15 protein-coding genes and 1 tRNA gene are annotated in these 17,562 nt (G+C 66.8%); 5 read left to right on the forward strand and 11 right to left on the reverse strand.

Going from position 1 to position 17,562, the window contains the following annotated elements; genetic code table 11:
- Positions 1-291: 291 nt before the first annotated feature.
- The 4 genes from ACFVUT_RS14020 to ACFVUT_RS14035 all read right to left on the reverse strand — a co-directional run bounded on the left by ACFVUT_RS14020 (position 292) and on the right by ACFVUT_RS14035 (position 3,285).
- Positions 292-1,719 (reverse strand): DUF6177 family protein, encoded by a 1,428-nt coding sequence (locus tag ACFVUT_RS14020; RefSeq protein ID WP_389647985.1) that lies wholly within the window; start codon positions 1,717-1,719, stop codon positions 292-294.
- Complete coding sequence (locus ACFVUT_RS14025; protein ID WP_389647988.1) at positions 1,716-1,946, reverse strand: hypothetical protein; 231 nt, start codon at positions 1,944-1,946, stop codon at positions 1,716-1,718. The genes ACFVUT_RS14020 and ACFVUT_RS14025 overlap by 4 nt, the downstream gene beginning before the upstream one ends.
- Before the next feature lie 127 nt (positions 1,947-2,073).
- Positions 2,074-2,736: a pentapeptide repeat-containing protein gene (locus ACFVUT_RS14030; RefSeq protein ID WP_389647991.1), complete on the reverse strand. Its 663-nt coding sequence runs from the start codon at positions 2,734-2,736 to the stop codon at positions 2,074-2,076.
- A 165-nt stretch (positions 2,737-2,901) separates the two neighbouring features.
- Positions 2,902-3,285 carry a hypothetical protein gene (locus ACFVUT_RS14035; RefSeq protein WP_389647994.1) on the reverse strand — a complete coding sequence of 128 codons (384 nt, stop codon included), beginning with the start codon at positions 3,283-3,285 and terminating at the stop codon, positions 2,902-2,904.
- A gap of 72 nt (positions 3,286-3,357) precedes the next feature.
- Between ACFVUT_RS14035 and ACFVUT_RS14040 the strand changes: the two genes are divergently transcribed.
- Positions 3,358-4,128, forward strand: a complete 771-nt coding sequence (locus ACFVUT_RS14040; protein WP_389647997.1) for a transposase — start codon at positions 3,358-3,360, stop codon at positions 4,126-4,128.
- An 85-nt stretch (positions 4,129-4,213) separates the two neighbouring features.
- Here ACFVUT_RS14040 and ACFVUT_RS14045 read toward each other — a convergent pair whose 3' ends face one another.
- From ACFVUT_RS14045 to ACFVUT_RS14060, 4 genes are all read right to left on the reverse strand, one after another.
- Positions 4,214-4,861, reverse strand: coding sequence for a pentapeptide repeat-containing protein (locus tag ACFVUT_RS14045; RefSeq protein WP_389648000.1), 648 nt, complete (start codon positions 4,859-4,861; stop codon positions 4,214-4,216).
- Positions 4,842-7,166 (reverse strand): hypothetical protein, encoded by a 2,325-nt coding sequence (locus tag ACFVUT_RS14050; RefSeq protein WP_389648003.1) that lies wholly within the window; start codon positions 7,164-7,166, stop codon positions 4,842-4,844. Before ACFVUT_RS14050 ends, ACFVUT_RS14045 begins: the two co-directional genes overlap by 20 nt.
- Positions 7,163-7,546 carry a DUF6507 family protein gene (locus tag ACFVUT_RS14055; protein ID WP_389670958.1) on the reverse strand — a complete coding sequence of 128 codons (384 nt, stop codon included), beginning with the start codon at positions 7,544-7,546 and terminating at the stop codon, positions 7,163-7,165. The genes ACFVUT_RS14050 and ACFVUT_RS14055 overlap by 4 nt, the downstream gene beginning before the upstream one ends.
- Before the next feature lie 986 nt (positions 7,547-8,532).
- Positions 8,533-8,606: transfer RNA gene (locus ACFVUT_RS14060), tRNA-Gly, on the reverse strand.
- Between the two features lie 488 nt (positions 8,607-9,094).
- Between ACFVUT_RS14060 and dcd the strand changes: the two genes are divergently transcribed.
- On the forward strand, positions 9,095-9,670 hold the full coding sequence (dcd, locus tag ACFVUT_RS14065) for a dCTP deaminase (RefSeq protein ID WP_389648008.1): 576 nt from the start codon (positions 9,095-9,097) through the stop codon (positions 9,668-9,670).
- Between the two features lie 6 nt (positions 9,671-9,676).
- The gene (locus ACFVUT_RS14070; protein WP_389648011.1) at positions 9,677-10,177 is read left to right on the forward strand and encodes a phosphoribosyltransferase; all 501 of its coding nucleotides are present in this window, start codon (positions 9,677-9,679) and stop codon (positions 10,175-10,177) included.
- 188 nt (positions 10,178-10,365) lie between these two features.
- On the opposite strand, the gene ACFVUT_RS14075 is transcribed toward ACFVUT_RS14070, so the two are convergent.
- The 3 genes from ACFVUT_RS14075 to ACFVUT_RS14085 all read right to left on the reverse strand — a co-directional run bounded on the left by ACFVUT_RS14075 (position 10,366) and on the right by ACFVUT_RS14085 (position 14,757).
- The gene (locus ACFVUT_RS14075; RefSeq protein ID WP_389648014.1) at positions 10,366-11,331 is read right to left on the reverse strand and encodes a Yip1 family protein; all 966 of its coding nucleotides are present in this window, start codon (positions 11,329-11,331) and stop codon (positions 10,366-10,368) included.
- Positions 11,332-11,532: 201 nt separating this feature from the next.
- Positions 11,533-13,800 (reverse strand): heterodisulfide reductase-related iron-sulfur binding cluster, encoded by a 2,268-nt coding sequence (locus ACFVUT_RS14080; protein ID WP_389648017.1) that lies wholly within the window; start codon positions 13,798-13,800, stop codon positions 11,533-11,535.
- Positions 13,801-13,902: 102 nt separating this feature from the next.
- Positions 13,903-14,757, reverse strand: coding sequence for a sugar transferase (locus tag ACFVUT_RS14085; protein WP_389648020.1), 855 nt, complete (start codon positions 14,755-14,757; stop codon positions 13,903-13,905).
- A gap of 273 nt (positions 14,758-15,030) precedes the next feature.
- On the opposite strand from ACFVUT_RS14085, the gene dnaK reads away from it, so the two are divergent.
- Positions 15,031-16,884: a molecular chaperone DnaK gene (dnaK, locus tag ACFVUT_RS14090; protein ID WP_389648023.1), complete on the forward strand. Its 1,854-nt coding sequence runs from the start codon at positions 15,031-15,033 to the stop codon at positions 16,882-16,884.
- On the forward strand, positions 16,881-17,531 hold the full coding sequence (gene grpE / locus ACFVUT_RS14095) for a nucleotide exchange factor GrpE (protein ID WP_389648026.1): 651 nt from the start codon (positions 16,881-16,883) through the stop codon (positions 17,529-17,531). Before dnaK ends, grpE begins: the two co-directional genes overlap by 4 nt.
- Positions 17,532-17,562 lie beyond the last annotated feature (31 nt).

A 17,562-nucleotide genomic window follows, 5' to 3' on the forward strand; every position in this document is an offset into this window, starting at 1 on the left:
GACGATGCGGACCTGGCTACCGCAGAGCTCGGTCATGTCGTCGCTGTCGGATGTCAGCAGGGCGACCGGTCTCGATGCGCTCGCTCACGCGGCGTCCGCGTTCTTGGACCCAGTTGTATGGGCGTCAGCTTGGCGTGCCGCCGTCCACGTATCCGTTCCGAGGGCCTCGCCGGGCTGGTGGGCGGCAGAGCCGGGAAGCGGGGTGTCGCTCCTGTGCGGGGCATGTCGGCACCAGCATGTCCGTCTTTCGGTCGGACGCAGCGCGCGACCGAGCGCACCATGCGTGATCGTTCAGGTGGGCGGTGCCCCTCGCAGATGGCGCATGAGCTGCTCGAGTGCGTGCCAGCTCTCGGCGGTCTCTCCGTCGCCGAGCGGGTAGTAGAAGCCGGGCCGGGCGTTCGGGCCCAGTCGCACCGGGCGTTCCTTGAGCGGTGTCCTGCTCGCGGTGTCGCGTCCTGCTTCCCGGACCTCCGCGGGGCCCAGCACGAAGGCGTAGGGCAGCGGCGGGTGCTCGAAGTGGGGCGGGGCGCTCAGGTCCCGGCGTGCCGCGCGCAGTTGGCACAGCATGGTCTTGAGCCCGTGCCGGGTCACGAGTTCGTCGGCCAGCTCCGGCAGTGCCTCCAGGGTCGGCTTCTCGCCGGGGCCGTAGCCGATGGTGAGGGTGATGTCCTCCTCTACGCCCTCCGGGGTGCGGATCACGCGCAGGGTGGCGACGGCGGGCTGGTTTGGGGCGCCGACGACCACCGTCCAGGTGGGCCGTGGGGCACGTTCGTACGCCAGCTCGGTCAGCTGCCGCCTCGACCAGGCCAGACCGGCCGGCTCCGATGTCCCCCAGCTGGCTGGCGGGCCACCGGTCAGCGCCTGCCAGGCGGCTTCCAGCGCGCCGCCGAGAACGAGGTCCGCCCTGGGAGGGTGCAGGGTCCGGAAGGAAACGACGAGCTGACGCTCGCCGCTGGGCCGAACCTCTGCGAAGGCCTCTGCCACCGGAGTCTCACCGCTTTCGTCCCGAACCGGGGAGAAGGCGTCGTCCTGCCAGCGCAGTACCGCGCCGGTCAGCCCGTCGTAATAGCCGCACCGCTCGTCCTGCACCACCCAGCGCGAGGGCGCGGACTGCAGCAGCATGCGGGTGGGCAGGGAGAGACGGCAGTGCGGTGGGGTGACGATCTGCAGGCATCGGTCGCTGTCCACGGTGGCCCGCAGCGCCTCGGAAAGCCAGCTCGTCATGGGGACGACCGGTCGGTCCTGGAGAACAACGGCAGCCTTGTCGGTAAGCATGTCGACGGCTGGCTGGGCAGCAGCAGGGGCTGGTACGGCAGTGACGCCCGAAACATCGACCGGGCGGGCCGCACCGACGGTGCCGGGGGCATCCGGCGGCCAGACCCTGCCGCCCAGGAGCATGGTCAGCCGGGCTGCGAAGGCACCTGCGAGCTGTTCGGCCTGGGGGACGCCCGCGGCGGCGCGGGCCTCGACCCACCACGCCGGACCGTCGCCCGGCGGCTCGACGTCGGGCCCCAGCAACCGGGCCGCCTCACCCTGCACCTGGAGCAGCAGCGGCACCTCGATCGAGACGAGCGGCCGCCCCTCGGCGTCACACAGCTGGACCACGGCACCCTCGCCGGCGGTCTCGACCAGCAGGTCTGGGCCGCCCGCGAGCAGGCCCGCCAGAACGCTCAGCGCGTCCGGCACACGCTCGGTGAGCGCGATCACGTCCTTGGTCATGCGATGTCCCCCAGGTCATGTGTGGTCGGCCGCCGTCCGCAGTGTCGAGCGCCGTCTGGATCAGCCGGGTCGCCTTGCCCCGGCGCCACGAGCGTGCCGTGCCCGGGCGGCGGTGTGCCCGGGTACACGCCGGGGAACAGTACGAACGCGTGGTGGATCACGTCGTCGGTGTCGTCCGTCGGCCGGCCGTCGAAATTTGTGCCGAGCAATTCACGATAGCTGTGCACGGGCCGACTCCTCTGACCTCCCGGAGTTGGTTGCCCGCTGAGCCGCTCGTCCTCGAAGCGAGAACGAGCGGCTCAGCGAAACCGGTCACACACCGTGAAAGCCGTGGATTCCAGAAGGGCGCCCGCTCTACTGCTGGGGGCTACCCGGAGCGGTCACCTCGACCTGCCCACCCCGCTCGCCGATCCACGCCTCGAGCTCCGCACCGGCCAGCTCCCGGGAGGATTCGCCACTGAAGACCGTGATCGGCCCGAAAACGGTACCCGTCAGGCCACGCACCACCGTAGCGTCATCGACTGTGACCTTGAAGGTGTTCTGGAACAAGACCGCGTTGGTCAGGTCCGCTCCCCTCATATCGACGCCGAAGAGCGAGGCCCCCATGATCTGCGTTCCTCTGAAGCTCGCTCCCGACGCGTCGACCCCTTGCAGCGAAGCTTTGATCATGTCGGCACCGTCGAGCCGTGCCGAACGGAGCACGGCCCCGTCAAGATTCGCCCTGACGAGGTCGGCGCCAGTCAGATCCGCACCGGTGAGGTCCGCTGACTGAAGGTCGGCGCGGTAGAAAATCGCTCCCGCGAGCCGCACACCCGCCAGGACCGCCTGGGTGAACCACGAGTTCGAGAAGTCTCCGCCCGACAGGTCCGCACCTCGGAAGTCGTGCCCGACGCCGAAAAGACTGTAGCCCTCCTCCGTAAGCCATTCCTGCAACTGGCGCGTCGCCTCAGGATCGGCTGGGAGCATCTTCGGCTCCCAGTTCTTATGGGTACCAGATGACATGATCTCCCCAACCATGGCTTTCAATAATGCCCTTGATGCTGTTGATCGCCGCTTGATCCGCGTTCCGAACGTCGACAATGACTACGCGATGCTTTTCGACAATCTGCTCTGTGAACGTATTCACCCAGGTCTGGGCATTCCTAAGAGCTGTCCCGTAAGTGGTTCCGCGATCGGTGGGCTTCAGAGGAAGGCCAGCGGGACGTCCTTCTCGACGCAGAGCCGCAGGATGCCCGCCAGCTGGCGGGCATCCTCGATGTGCTGCTGGAGGAGCTGGTCGCCACCTTCCCGCGCCCATCGGTCGGTGATCGCCTCCAGCCGGACCAGAATCGACGCGCACTCGGCCGGCGAGAGGTCGTCACCGCCGTCATCCGGATGGTCGAGGAGTGGCTCCAAGGCCGTGGACACCTCGCTCCAGGGACGCTCCCCTCCGAAGCCCCACATCTCGGCGAGGACGAACCCCTCGGCCTCGGCCAGACGCCGCCGGAACGCGGCAAAGCCGCTGTAGGGCCAGGAGACATCCGGACTGCTGTTGTCTCCGTCGCCCGGGAAAAGAACCAGCCCCATGCGCCCTCCCTGCTTGCTGAGCACACAGGATCGAGGACATGGGGCAGCGTCGGCAACTGGGATGATCTTGGTGTGGCTGGTGTGATCACGGCGTCGGAGCCGTCCTGGATAGCCCCGTTCTCCGGGCTGAGCCCGCGGCAGTTCGGGAAGCTGGTGACGGTTCTGCGGCGCGAGGGTGCAGATGCCGTTCGCAAGGGACGGCCGTGGAGCCTTCTGCTGGAGGACCGGGCACTGCTGGTCGCGACGTACTGGCGCACGAACTTGACGATGCGGCAGCTCGCTCCGCTGTTCGGGGTCTCGAAATCGGCAGCGGACCGGATCATCGACCATCTGGGGCCCATGCTCGCGCTCCAGCCCCGCAAGCGGTTCGCCAAGGACACCGTGCTGATCGTGGACGGCACCCTGGTGCCCACCCGCGACCACACCATCGCTGAGCGGTCGAAGAACTACCGGTACTCCACCAACCACCAGGTCGTCATCGACGCCGACACCCGCCTGGTCGTCGTGGTCGGCCGGCCTCTTGCGGGGAACCGCAACGACTGCAAGGCGTGGGAGGAGTCCGGCGCCAAGGCCGCCGTCGGCAAGACACTCACGATCGCCGACGGCGGCTACCCGGGCACCGGACTCGTCATCCCTCACCGCCGCGAGCGCGGCCAGACCGAACTCCCGGACTGGAAAAAGGAACACAACAAGTCCCACAAGCAGGTCCGAGCCCGCGTCGAGCATGTCTTCGCCCGCATGAAGACCTGGAAGATCCTCCGCGACTGCCGCCTCAGAGGCGAGGGCGTCCATCACGCCATGCTCGGCATCGCCCGGATGCACAACCTCGCCCTCGCCGGATAGGGCAGCGGGCCGCACAGCAGCCCGCCATGCACGAGGTGACTCGGAGATCATTTACGGGACAGCCCTTAGTGGGCCGTGCCAGGCCCTATTGTGATGGGCGGCGCGGAGGAATCACTCGCACCTGTCCGCCTCGCGCACCGATCCACGCCTCGAGTTCTGCGCCGGCCAGCTCTCGGGACGATTCGCCGCTGAAGACGGTGATCGGCCCGAAAACGGTGCCGGTCAGGCCGCGCACCACTGTAGCGTCGTCGACTTTGATCTCGAAGAAGTTCTCGTCAAGGACAGCATCAGTCAGGTCCGCTCCCCTCATATCGGTGTCGATCAGCGAAGCACCGAAAAACCGTGTTTTGCGGAAACTCGCTCCCGATGCGTCGACATCGCACAGCGAAGCCCGGACCATGTCCGTCCCGTCGAGCCGCGCCGATCGGAGCACGGCCTCGTCCAGGTTCGCCCTGACGAGATCCGCTCCGGTCAGATCCGCTCCGGTCAGATCGGCCGACTGAAGGTCGGCCCGGTAGAAGGACGTGCCGACAAGCCGTACGCCCACCAGGATTGCGTCGGTGAACCATGCATTCGAGAAGTCCCCGCCCGAGAGGTCGGCGCCCCGGAAGTCACGCTCCATGCCGTTGAGGTTGTACTCCTCCGAGGCAAGCCATTCCTGCAGTTGCCGCGTGGCTTCCGGATCAGCGGGGAGCCCGATCGGCTTCCAGTTCTTACGGGTACCAGATGACACGATCTCCCCAACCGTGGCTTTCAACAGCTGCCTTGACGCTGTCGATTGCTGCTTGATTTGCATTCCGGATGTCAATAATTACTATACGTCCACGCTTTTCGATCTGCTTCGTCAGCTGTTTGTTGACCCATGCCTCATTATTGGCCGGGTCGAACGCACCCTTGAACGGCTGGGACTTATCGCGCACATTATTGAATGGAGGGTAGTCGGAGTGGACGCCCTTGATGTCATAGTACTCACCCGTGGTTTCGGAGTAGAACTCTCCCCTATCGGCTAGCTCCGGACGGCGGATGTCCTCTGGGAGACGTCCGCTCTCCCGGAGGTCGAGACCGACCCGGGCCTCGTCCATCGATTTGTCATCGATCTGATTCTTGTGATCCGGGTCGTGCTTCAGGTGATCGAATTCCTCTGGAGCCCGTTTCTCCACGTCTTCCAGATGGCCCCAGTGCGCTGCCTTTTCCTCCGCCGTCAACTCCGGAATCGGCTCGTTCACACGATCGCCGGGCGTCGTGTCCGTCTCACCCGAAGTGTCCGATGTTCCTGTTCCCTCGTGCTCCTGCGTCTCCCCGCCGGGCGTGTGCTTCTCCACCTGGCCATCGGCACCGTCACCGGATCCGTGATCGGCGGAACCGGACGCAGGGTTGTCGCCGCCCGCGTCGCTGCTGTGGGCTCCGTCGCCGCCATGGGTGTGCTCCGAGTGGCCGCTCGCGCCTGTACTCGGGGTTTCGCCATGACCACCGCCGCGGGAAGGCGTGTACGAACCCGCGGCGCTGCCCGAGCCTCGACCGGTCGTCGGGTGGTCCGCGGCGTGGCCGCCCGTGGACGGCGTGTGGTGTGTGCCACCGCCATCCGTCAGGTGGGAACCACCGCCCGGGTGCGCCGAGCCGGTCGGGTGGCCCGCCGTGTTCTCCGCGCGGCTGGGTCCGCCCGCGCCCTCGAGCACCCTCTCCTCGCCGGGGGTGGTCTCGTGCGTGTTGGGCAGGTCGTCCTTGTGCGGCTCCCGGACGGGTTGGGTATCGGGAACGACGTTGCCGTGTTCGTCCCTGATGTGCGCATCATCGCCGATGATGCGCTTGTTGCCCGCGTGGTCGACGTATTCATGGCCGGGGGGTGCGTCCACCCCACCTGGGTGAGGCGGAGCCCCGGTGGGCGCGTTGCGGGCCATGTCGTCGATACCGGCCTGGCTGGCCTTCAGGCCCTCCATGAAGTCGCCGACCTTCAGCTTGGTGACACCCGCCGCCTTGCCGAGGTAACTCATCGGATCGACGAGTGCGCCCGCCTTGCCCAGCACGGTCGCGGCCTCCGCGCCCACACCCAGCTTTCCGGCCTTGCCGAGCTTGAGCAATGAGCCCGAACCGAGCGTCGCACCGTTGAAAAGCACGGCCCCGAACGCCCGCGAGGGATCCTTGTCCCACTCGTCCCACGCGACCAGCGACTTGCCGAAGTTGCGCAGAGCCGCCTTCTGCTTTTCACGGTCACTGTGGTCGACCGGGCCGAACATCTTGTCCATCGCCCAGTCATACGGCGTGATGATGTAGGCGCTGATACCGCCGAAGACACTACCGATGCCCGACCAGGTCTTCTTGAAATTGTCCCAGTCGAACACGTTGACCATGCTGCCCAGGCCCTTGATCGTGCCCCAGACGCCGTCGACGAAGAACCCCTTCAGCCCACCGCCGACGTGGTCCTTCGTCCACTCCCACGCAGCCCGTAGGCCCGTGTACTCACGCTCGTCGGCCGTCCCCCAGGGTGTTTCCTTGGCGTCCTTGACGTCGCTTTCCTTGAAGCCGTACATGCCGGCCTTGTGTGACCCGTCATCAACAACGAAGCGCGTACCGCCCACCAATGAAGTGATCTTGTTGGCCGCATCACGCTCGACGCCCTGGAACGCCACCCATGTCGTGCCGACCTCACGGACAAGACGCGCGTTCTCGTCGATCTTGTCCTGGTCCTTCTGCCAGTCGTCGTCTTCCTTGTTCTCCGCGACGAATCTCTCCGCATCCTCGCGGAGATGCTTCATCTTGTTCACCAGCGGACGGGCGGTCGACGCGAACTCGGTCAACGCACCGCTGACGGACTCCAGCTTTTTCGCGAACTCATCCGCCTTGTCCCGCACCGGGACGGTCGAATTGAGCAACTCCTCCTGCTCGGGAGCGTCATAGACCGCGTCCAAGGCTTGGAAAGCGTTGTGAGTGTCCTTGCCCGTACCGCGAATGCTGGAGGCAGTCGTCTTCAGTGAAGTCGCCTGCGTCTCCAAGGCCTCCAGATCGCCCGTGAAGGTCGGTATCTTCTCCAGGTCAATCAATTCTTGAGACCCTTCAATTCTTCCGGAGTCGGAGCCTTGGAGTACTCCTTCTGCTTGTTCCTTGCCATCTCCAGATCGCCCTTGATGTACTCCTCAGTGGCCAGGCGCGCCCCGGTCATGGACTTCCCCGTCCGAACAGCAAGAAATTTCAATTCGCCGTTCGTATGGTCCTGGAACTCCTGCAACGCCTGAGCCACGGGGCCGAACGCGCCCCCCTTGGGAATTTCGGTCCCGCCCAGAACCATCGTCCCCGCACACGTCGCGGCGCCCAGCAGGCCCTCGCCGTACGACGTGAACTCTTCCTCGAACTCGCCGCCGACCTCGGCTGTCCTGCTCAGGACTCCACGAACGCCATCCGGCTTGATGTCCCACTTGGACACGGTCCCCCCGCTCCGTAATCGTCTCTTTCCAGTGCCCCGGTGTCCGCCGATGGCCGCGACGGCGGCCGTCGCCCTGACCGGCGCCTGGTGCGCCGTGCCGTCGTTGTACCCCAACGTCGAGCGCGCGATGATCAAGCAGGTCCCGGTCACCATCTCGTGTCAATCATCGGTCCGGTCAACACCGCTTGATCACACCGCACTTCACGGGCTGGAAACCGTCGCTTCCCAGGGCCCGCCGTCCGATCACCACGGCCTGCACCGGTGTGTCATGTCTATCAACGGCACGTTAACACTTGCAAAGTGGATAGAGGAACGTCCACATACCTTTCACCGTAGCAGTGGTATTCATCATGGAATCAGCCACCGCTGCAATGCAGTTGCGGCAAAGTGCGGCTCGGCCAGACAGATGAGCAGCCGCGCTCGGCAGGGACGATATGGCAGCTGACCTCGGCGGGAGCCGGCCCATGCACTTGGGCAAGTCATGTTCCGCCATTTTGACAAGGCCTTGGGCCGGCGGCGGCTGATTGGCTGCTTCCGCGCCTGCGGGCCGATGCGCTCCGAAGGGCAGATGGCCTTGCGCCGGAGTTCGGCGCGCACGCCCCGCTCGCCGGACGGTTTGCCAAGGCTGCTCCGGGGCTGGTGGCGAGGGCGACACCAAGTCGACAGTGGATGTCCTCGCGATCCACTTTCCGGCCATCCTCCGCAGGGAGCTCGGCGCGGCTCCTCGACCGGTTCGCGGAGGAAGAGCCTGACGGGCTGCTGTTCGTGGCGGAGGAGGGAGTCCCGCGGCTCACAGGCCAGACCCTCTCTGCCCGGTCCAGCGCCACACTGCCGATCAGTACTCGGACACGGATCGTCGACCAGCTCGTACGGGCTGGGCGCACAGCGGCGGACCACTGGGCATCTGGCACGGATATGGCACGCGACGCATGGAGCAGGTCTCAGACAACAAACAAGGCCCTGGTCTCCGACCAGGGCCTTCATCATGGAGCGGGTGACGAGAATCGAACTCGCGCTCTGAGCTTGGGAAGCTCATGTTCTACCATTAAACTACACCCGCGAAGCGTGCCGCTTGATCGGCTGCATCGTCTCATACTGTACCCCATGCCAGGTCCCCGGCGTTTGAGCCGTGGGGCCATTTTGCTGTCGCGTCGGGTGGACGCGGGTGACGGGGGCGGGAGTTGGGGGCGTAGCGTGGTGGTCGGAGTGCCGCCTGGAGTGGCGTCCCGTTCATCCCCTAATGTGGCGTTCTCGTCCAAGGCTTGTTGGGGAAGGGACTTGATGGACTTCATGGAGCGCACCGTCGTCCGCTGTGCCGAGGGGCACGTTTTCGCAACCGCTTCGTTCCCGATGCAGCAGCTCGGGTCCGGGCGGATCGGTCCCGGGCGGCTTATTCGCTGTCCTCGCTGTGCGCGGCTGCGGCATGCCGTGCCTGTGGTGTTCGAGGAGCGGTAGCGGCAGCCGAGGAGGCACGGCAGGAGCGGGTCACAGGCGCGCGGGGCGGTCCCGGATTGGGGCGGGCCCGCGCGTTCTGCGTATCCTCGGGGCGTGCTTCTCTCAGACAAGGACATCCGGGCCGAGATCGACGCCGGACGTGTACGTATTGATCCGTTCGACGCGTCGATGGTGCAGCCCTCGAGTATCGATGTGCGGCTCGACCGCTTCTTCCGGGTGTTCGAGAACCACCGCTATCCGCATATCGACCCGGCTGTCGAGCAGGCCGATCTGACGCGCATGGTCGAGCCGGACGGCGACGAGGCGTTCATTCTGCACCCCGGTGAGTTCGTGCTCGCTTCGACGTATGAGGTCATCTCGCTGCCCGACGATCTTGCGTCGCGGCTGGAGGGCAAGAGTTCGCTGGGGCGGCTCGGCCTTGTGACGCATTCGACCGCAGGGTTCATCGACCCCGGTTTCTCCGGGCACGTGACCTTGGAGCTGTCGAATCTCGCGACGTTGCCGATCAAGCTGTGGCCGGGCATGAAGATCGGGCAGCTGTGCATGTTCCGGCTGACCTCTCCTGCGGAGTTCCCGTACGGCTCCGAGCGCTACGGATCGCGGTACCAGGGCCAGCGCGGTCCTACCGCGTCCCGTTCGTTCCTGAACTTCCACCGGACCCAGGTGTGATGCCGGATGAGCGATGAGGTGCGGGAGAACCTGACGTACGAGGGGTTCGGTCATGCCGTGCGCGAGTTGGCGCAGACCGTGGCCGACGACGGATTCGAGCCCGACGTCGTTCTGAGCATCGCGCGGGGCGGGGTGTTCGTCGCGGGCGGGCTCGCTTATGCCCTCGACTGCAAGAACATTCATCTGGTGAATGTCGAGTTCTACACCGGTGTAGGTACCACGTTGGAAATGCCGGTCATGCTGGCGCCCGTTCCGAATGTGGTCGATTTCTCGGACAAGAAGGTCCTGATCGCCGACGACGTCGCCGATACAGGGAAGACGCTGAAGCTGGTACGCGATTTCTGTATCGATCATGTTGCCGAGGTGCGCAGCGCGGTCATCTACGAGAAGTCGCATTCGCTCGTGAAGTGCGAGTACGTGTGGAAGAAGACCGATCGCTGGATCAACTTCCCGTGGAGTGTGGAGAAGCCCGTCGTGCGGCGCCGCGGGCAGGTTCTCGACGCGTAGAGACGCGTAGAGACGCGTAGAGACGCGTAGAGACGCGTAGAGACGCGTAGAGACGCGTTGAGACGGGAAGCGGTGCCCCGAGACGGAGTCCGGTGGTCCGTCTTCGGCCTTCGGCAGGGTGGGGCACGAGCGCGAAGAGCCCCGGCGTGGTGTGCCGGGGCTCTTCGCGCTCGTGGGCCGGATGCCGGTCAGATCGTGCCCAGCTTGATGATCGACAGCAGAGCGATCAGCTGGATCGCGGATGCGCCCAGCGCCTTCGGCCAGGGCAGGTCGTGCGATTTGCTCACCATCGTGGTGAAGAGTGCGGCCGAGGCCAGCCACGTGATCCAGCCGAGGACCTGGACCAGGGAGTTCTCGCCGCCGAGGAAGAGCGCGAATATCAGGCGGGGCGCGTCCGTGATCGACATGATCAGCATGGAGAGGCCCACGGTCGGCTGCCAGGAGCCGTCCCCGCCGAGCTGGCGGGCGAGCGTGTGCGTGACCGCTCCCAGGACCAGGCCACCGATGACGAAGCCGATGCCCGTGATGACGACGTAGGGGACCGCTGTGGAGATCGTCGCGTTGATCGCGTCGTCCCGGGCCTGGTCGAAGCCGAAGAGGGCGAGCAGACCGTACAGGAACGTGACGATGAGCGCCGGGCCCCAGACCGGGTAGTCGCGCATCTGCCAGAAGGTCGGGCCCGGGCGCAGCACGATGCCGGTGAGCAGGTCCTTCCACGGCAGTCGCGGGCCCGCGGGCTGGGCGGGGGCCTGGCCGGCGCGGTAGGTGTTGCCGTCGCCGTACGGGTCCTCGCCGATGCTGAACGCCTGGGTGTGCCCGGGGGAGTTGGCGTACGGGTCGTGCTGCGGAGACCCGTGGGGGTGGTGGGGCTGCTGGTACGGGTCGCCGAAGTACTCCGGCTCGTCGTTGCCGTAGCCGCCGTGGGGGCCGCCGTCGTTATAGCCGTTGCCGTTGCCGTTGCCGTTGCCGTAACCGCCGTGCTGGTGTCTGCCCTGGTTGTACGGGGGCGGGGCGCCGTTGCCTCCCGTCGGCGGCCAGGGCTGCTGGGCGTACGGCGGTGGTGCCTGTGAGCCGTACGGCTGCTGCCGCGGTTGCTGTTGCCCTTGCTGCGGGGTGCGGTTGTCCCGGCCGCGTCCGATCCTGAATCCAGCCACTCGTCGAACGTACCTGGTCCGCGTGGGTGCGGTGAGAGGGCCAGGGGAACCTGCCCGCCATTGCGGCCGAGCTGTGACATCCCCTAGGGGTACCCCCGGGCGGAGGCCGGGGCTGAGGCCGGGGGCGACGGTCCGCATGCAGAAGCGGCCGGTCCTGCCCCCGAGGCAGGTCCGGCCGCTTCTGTCGCACGACAGCCTGAGCTACTTCACCGGCTCGGGCTCCGGTGCGTCCGCCGGCTCCGTTTCGCCGGCCGGGTCGGCCGGGGTCTTCACGGAGTCCAGCAGCAGCTGCGACACGTCGACCACCTGGATCGACTCCTTCGCCTTGCCGTCGTTCTTCTTGCCGTTGACCGAGTCGGTCAGCATGACGAGGCAGAACGGGCAGGCGGTGGAGACGATGTCCGGGTTCAACGACAGGGCTTCGTCGACGCGCTCGTTGTTGATGCGCTTGCCGATCCGCTCCTCCATCCACATCCGGGCACCACCGGCGCCGCAGCAGAAGCCGCGCTCCTTGTGGCGGTGCATCTCCTCGTTCCTGAGGCCCGGGACCTTCGCGATGATCTCGCGCGGCGGGGTGTAGATCTTGTTGTGGCGGCCCAGGTAGCACGGGTCGTGGTACGTGATCAGGCCCTCGACCGGGGTCACCGGGACCAGCTTGCCCTCGTCGATGAGGTGCTGGAGCAGCTGGGTGTGGTGGATGACCTCGTACTCGCCGCCGAGCTGCGGGTACTCGTTCGCGAGGGTGTTGAAGCAGTGCGGGCAGGTCGCGACGATCTTCTTGACCGACTTCGCCTTCTTCGTCGAGTCGTCCTCGTCGTCCTCGCCGAACGCCATGTTCAGCATCGCGACGTTCTCCTGGCCGAGCTGCTGGAACAGCGGCTCGTTGCCCAGGCGGCGGGCGGAGTCACCCGTGCACTTCTCGTCGCCGCCCATGATCGCGAACTTGACGCCCGCGATGTGGAGGAGTTCCGCGAAGGCCTTCGTGGTCTTCTTGGCGCGGTCTTCGAGAGCGCCCGCGCAGCCGACCCAGTACAGGTAGTCGACCTCGGTGAGGTCCTCGACGTCCTTGCCGACGATCGGGACCTCGAAGTCGACCTCCTTGGTCCACTCGACGCGCTGCTTCTTGGCCAGCCCCCAGGGGTTGCCCTTCTTCTCCAGGTTCTTGAGCATCGTGCCCGCCTCGGACGGGAACGCGGACTCGATCATCACCTGGTAGCGGCGCATGTCGACGATGTGGTCGATGTGCTCGATGTCGACCGGGCACTGCTCCACGCACGCACCGCAGGTGGTGCAGGACCACAGCACGTCCGGGTCGATGACGCCGTTCTCCTCGACCGTGCCGATCAGCGGGCGCTCGGCCTCCGCGAGAGCCGCGGCCGGGACGTCCTTCAGCTGTTCCTCGGACGCCTTCTCGTTGCCCTCCATGTCCTTGCCGCCGCCGGCCAGCAGATACGGGGCCTTGGCGTGCGCGTGGTCGCGCAGCGACATGATCAGGAGCTTCGGGGAGAGCGGCTTGCCCGTGTTCCAGGCCGGGCACTGCGACTGGCAGCGACCGCACTCCGTGCACGTGGAGAAGTCGAGGATGCCCTTCCAGGAGAACTGCTCGACCTGGGAGACACCGAAGACGTCGTCCTCGCCCGGGTCCTCGAAGTCGATCTCCTTGCCGCCGGACGTCATGGGCTGGAGCGCGCCGAGCGCGACCGCACCGTCCGCGTTCCTCTTGAACCAGATGTTCGGGAAGCCGAGGAAGCGGTGCCAGGCGACACCCATGTTGGTGTTCAGCGAGACCGTGATCATCCAGATCAGCGAGGTGCCGATCTTGATCATCGCGACGAAGTAGATGAGGTTCTGCAGCGTGCCGAGCGCGAGGCCCTTGAACGCGAGGACCAGGGGGTACGAGACGAAGTACGCGGCCTCGTAGCTCCCGACGTGGTGGATCGCGCCCTCAAGGCCGCGCAGGGTGAGGATCGCCAGGCCGATGACGAGGATGACGTACTCGACGAAGTACGCCTGCCATGCCTTGGATCCCGCGAACCGGGACTTGCGGCCGGCCCGGGACGGCAGGTTCAGCAGCCGGATGGCGATCAGCACGAGGATGCCGACCGTCGTCATCAGACCGATGAACTCGATGTACATCTCGAACGGCAGCCAGCCACCGATGATCGGCAGGATCCAGTCGGCCTTGAAGAGCTGCCCGTACGCCTGGAGCAGCGTCGGCGGCAGGGTCAGGAAGCCGATGGCGACGAACCAGTGCGCGAAGCCGACGATCCCCCACCGGTTCATCCGGGTATGGCCGAGGAATTCCTTGACCAGGGTGATCGTGCGCTGCTTCGGGTTGTCGGTGCGGCTGCCCGCCGGGACCGGCTGTCCGAGCGTGACGAACCGGTAGATCTGCGCGACGGCTCGGGCGATGAGCGCAACGCCGACCACAGTCAGCACCAGCGACACGATGATCGCGGCGAGTTGCATTTGGGGGCTCCTCGGGCCTGCGAGGGTGGGATCCAGCGTCTACAAGGTAATACTGGCGATTACTAAGCAGTAACTTAATCAGTCTGTGCTGACACTATCCACTTATTCCGCCGCGCTGTAGTTGGACCGGCGGTGATCTGTGTCGCTCAGGTGTGCCTTGCCGTGCCGGACGAGTCCGAGGATCGCCCGGCGCAGCGGAGCGTGTACGGCTCCCGCCAGGATGGCCAGGTCGAGTCCCACCCAGTGGTGCTCGGCGTAGTGCTGGTCGAGCAGGGCCGGCTCGTCCCACGGCATTCCGGAGCGGGAGCGTACCTGTGCCAGGCCGGTGAGGCCCGGTCTGAGTTCCTGCCGCCAGTGTCTCGCGGCGGTGGCGGGGGTGGGGGCGGTGTCGGGGGCTTTTCGTGTGGCGTCGGCGGGGGCCTCGGGCGGGGCGTCCGGGGTGCCGACGGTGGCCTCGCCTGGGGCGTCTGGCGTGCCGGTGCCGGTGCCGGTGCCGGTCGCGGGGGTGCGGACCCGTTCGTCGTCCGGGGGCAGGGGCTCCGGGCCGACCAGGGACAGGTCTCCCCGCACGACGTGCGGCAGCCGGGAGAGCAGGTCCAGTCGCAGTCGCCGGGTGCGCAGCGAACACAGGACGAAGGGGTGACCGCCCAGGCCGATCCGTGGGGAGCGGATCAGCACGCCGCCGGGGGGCCGACGTGCCGCGAGGGCGAGGGTGCCCGCGACGAGCAGGGGGGCGGCCAGGGCCAGCAGGACCGAGCCGAGGACCAGGTCCAGCGCGCGCTTGGCCGACGGCCGCTCTCGGCGCAGTGCCCGCAGGAAGGCCCGCGCCCCGCAGATCCCTGCCGCGCCGACCCGTACTGCGCCGCCCGCCCCTGCCGCGCCGGCCCGTGCCGGGCGGGGATGGTGCCGTCGCTCACTTCGTCCCGGGTGTCCCCGTTCCGGCCGCTGTCTCTGCATCGTTCGCACCTGCCTGGGGTCGGGCGGATCGGGCGGATCGAATGCCGTTTTTGCGTGACTCACGGCTATTTGTGACAGAACGATCCCATGACGCGATGATGGGGGAGGGTTGCGTGGCCTGCGGGGTGGGTGGGTGTCGTTCTCGAATGGTCGGCGCGCGCGAGGTGCGTGCACGATAGTTGAGTCTGCTCGACTCAAGTCTGTTGACACTGGGACGGGCGTCATGCATCCTTGAGTCAGATCCACTCAAGTAGTCAAGCTGGAGGAATTGAAATGGCACGTGCGGTCGGCATCGACCTGGGCACGACTAACTCCGTCGTCAGCGTTCTCGAAGGCGGCGAGCCCACCGTCATCACCAACGCAGAGGGCGCCAGGACCACGCCGTCCGTCGTCGCCTTCGCGAAGAACGGCGAGGTGCTGGTCGGCGAGGTCGCCAAGCGCCAGGCAGTGACCAACGTCGACAGGACCATCCGCTCCGTCAAGCGCCACATGGGCACGGACTGGAAGATCGACCTGGACGGCAAGAGCTTCAACCCGCAGCAGATGAGCGCCTTCATCCTGCAGAAGCTGAAGCGGGACGCCGAGTCGTACCTGGGTGAGAAGGTGACCGACGCGGTCATCACCGTCCCCGCGTACTTCAACGACTCCGAGCGTCAGGCGACGAAGGAGGCCGGCGAGATCGCGGGCCTGAACGTCCTGCGTATCGTCAACGAGCCGACGGCCGCCGCGCTGGCGTACGGCCTCGACAAGGACGACCAGACGATCCTCGTCTTCGACCTCGGTGGCGGCACCTTCGACGTGTCGCTGCTGGAGATCGGCGACGGCGTCGTCGAGGTGAAGGCCACCAACGGTGACAACCACCTCGGTGGTGACGACTGGGACCAGCGCGTCGTCGACTACCTGGTGAAGCAGTTCGCCAACGGCCACGGCGTGGACCTGTCCAAGGACAAGATGGCGCTCCAGCGTCTGCGCGAGGCCGCCGAGAAGGCGAAGATCGAGCTCTCGTCCTCGACGGAGACCTCGATCAACCTGCCCTACATCACGGCGTCCGCCGAGGGCCCGCTGCACCTGGACGAGAAGCTCACGCGCTCGCAGTTCCAGCAGCTCACCGCCGACCTCCTGGACCGCTGCAAGAGCCCGTTCCACAACGTCATCAAGGACGCGGGCATCCAGCTCTCCGAGATCGACCACGTCGTTCTCGTCGGTGGCTCCACCCGTATGCCGGCCGTCGCCGAGCTCGTCAAGGAGCTGACCGGTGGCCAGGAGGCCAACAAGGGTGTGAACCCGGACGAGGTCGTCGCCATCGGCGCCTCGCTCCAGGCCGGTGTCCTCAAGGGCGAGGTCAAGGACGTCCTGCTGCTCGACGTGACCCCGCTGTCCCTCGGTATCGAGACCAAGGGCGGCATCATGACGAAGCTCATCGAGCGCAACACCACGATCCCGACCAAGCGCTCCGAGATCTTCACGACGGCCGAGGACAACCAGCCGTCCGTGCAGATCCAGGTCTACCAGGGCGAGCGCGAGATCGCCGCGTACAACAAGAAGCTCGGCATGTTCGAGCTGACCGGCCTGCCGCCGGCCCCGCGCGGTGTCCCGCAGATCGAGGTCGCGTTCGACATCGACGCGAACGGCATCATGCACGTCGCCGCCAAGGACCTCGGCACCGGCAAGGAGCAGAAGATGACCGTCACCGGCGGCTCCTCGCTGCCGAAGGACGAGGTCAACCGGATGCGTGAGGAGGCCGAGCAGTACGCGGAGGAGGACCACCGCCGTCGCGAGGCCGCCGAATCCCGCAACCAGGGCGAGCAGCTCGTCTACCAGACGGAGAAGTTCCTCAAGGACAACGAGGACAAGGTTCCCGGTGACGTGAAGACGGAGGTGGAGACCGCGCTCACCGAGCTGAAGGAGAAGCTCAAGGGCGAGGACACCGCCGAGATCCGTACCGCCACCGAGAAGGTCGCGGCCGTCTCCCAGAAGCTGGGCCAGGCGATGTACGCCAACGCCCAGGGCGAGGGCGGCGCGCAGGGTGACCCGCAGCCGGGCGCCCAGCAGGCCAAGGCCGACGACGACGTCGTCGACGCCGAGATCGTGGACGACGAGAAGGACGCGAAGGGCGGTGCGGTGTGACCGAGGAGACTCCGGGTTTCGAGGAGAAGCCCGACGTCCCCTCCGGCGCCACTTCTGACGGAGCTGAGCCGAAGGACGCCCCCACCTCTTCGGAGGAGGAGGCGTCCCCGGCCGGGGACGCAGCACAGACAGTCGGCCTGACGGCCCAGCTGGACCAGGTCCGCACCGCGCTCAACGAGCGCACGGGCGACCTCCAGCGGCTCCAGGCCGAGTACCAGAACTACCGCCGCCGTGTGGAGCGCGACCGGGCCACGGTCAAGGAGATCGCCGTAGCGGGTCTCCTGTCCGAGATCCTGCCCGTGCTCGACGACGTCGGCCGGGCCCGTGATCACGGCGAGCTCGTGGGCGGGTTCAAGTCGGTGGCCGAGTCGCTGGAGACGGTCGTCGCCAAGCTGGGCCTGCAGCAGTTCGGCAAGGAGGGCGAGCCCTTCGACCCGACGATCCACGAGGCCCTGATGCACTCGTACGCGCCGGACGTCACCGAGACGACCTGCGTGGCGATCCTGCAGCCGGGGTATCGGATCGGCGAGCGCACCATCCGCCCCGCGCGGGTGGCGGTCGCCGAGCCCCAGCCGGGTGCGGCACCGGCCACGGCCAAGGAAGAGAAGGCAACCGACGAGGAGAGCGGTGGCACCGAGGAGGTCTGACATCCCGTCTGACCACCTCGCGGCCCACCGC

Origin of the sequence: Streptomyces sp. NPDC058051 (assembly GCF_042885475.1) — a bacterium.
In the GTDB taxonomy this organism is placed as follows: domain Bacteria; phylum Actinomycetota; class Actinomycetes; order Streptomycetales; family Streptomycetaceae; genus Streptomyces.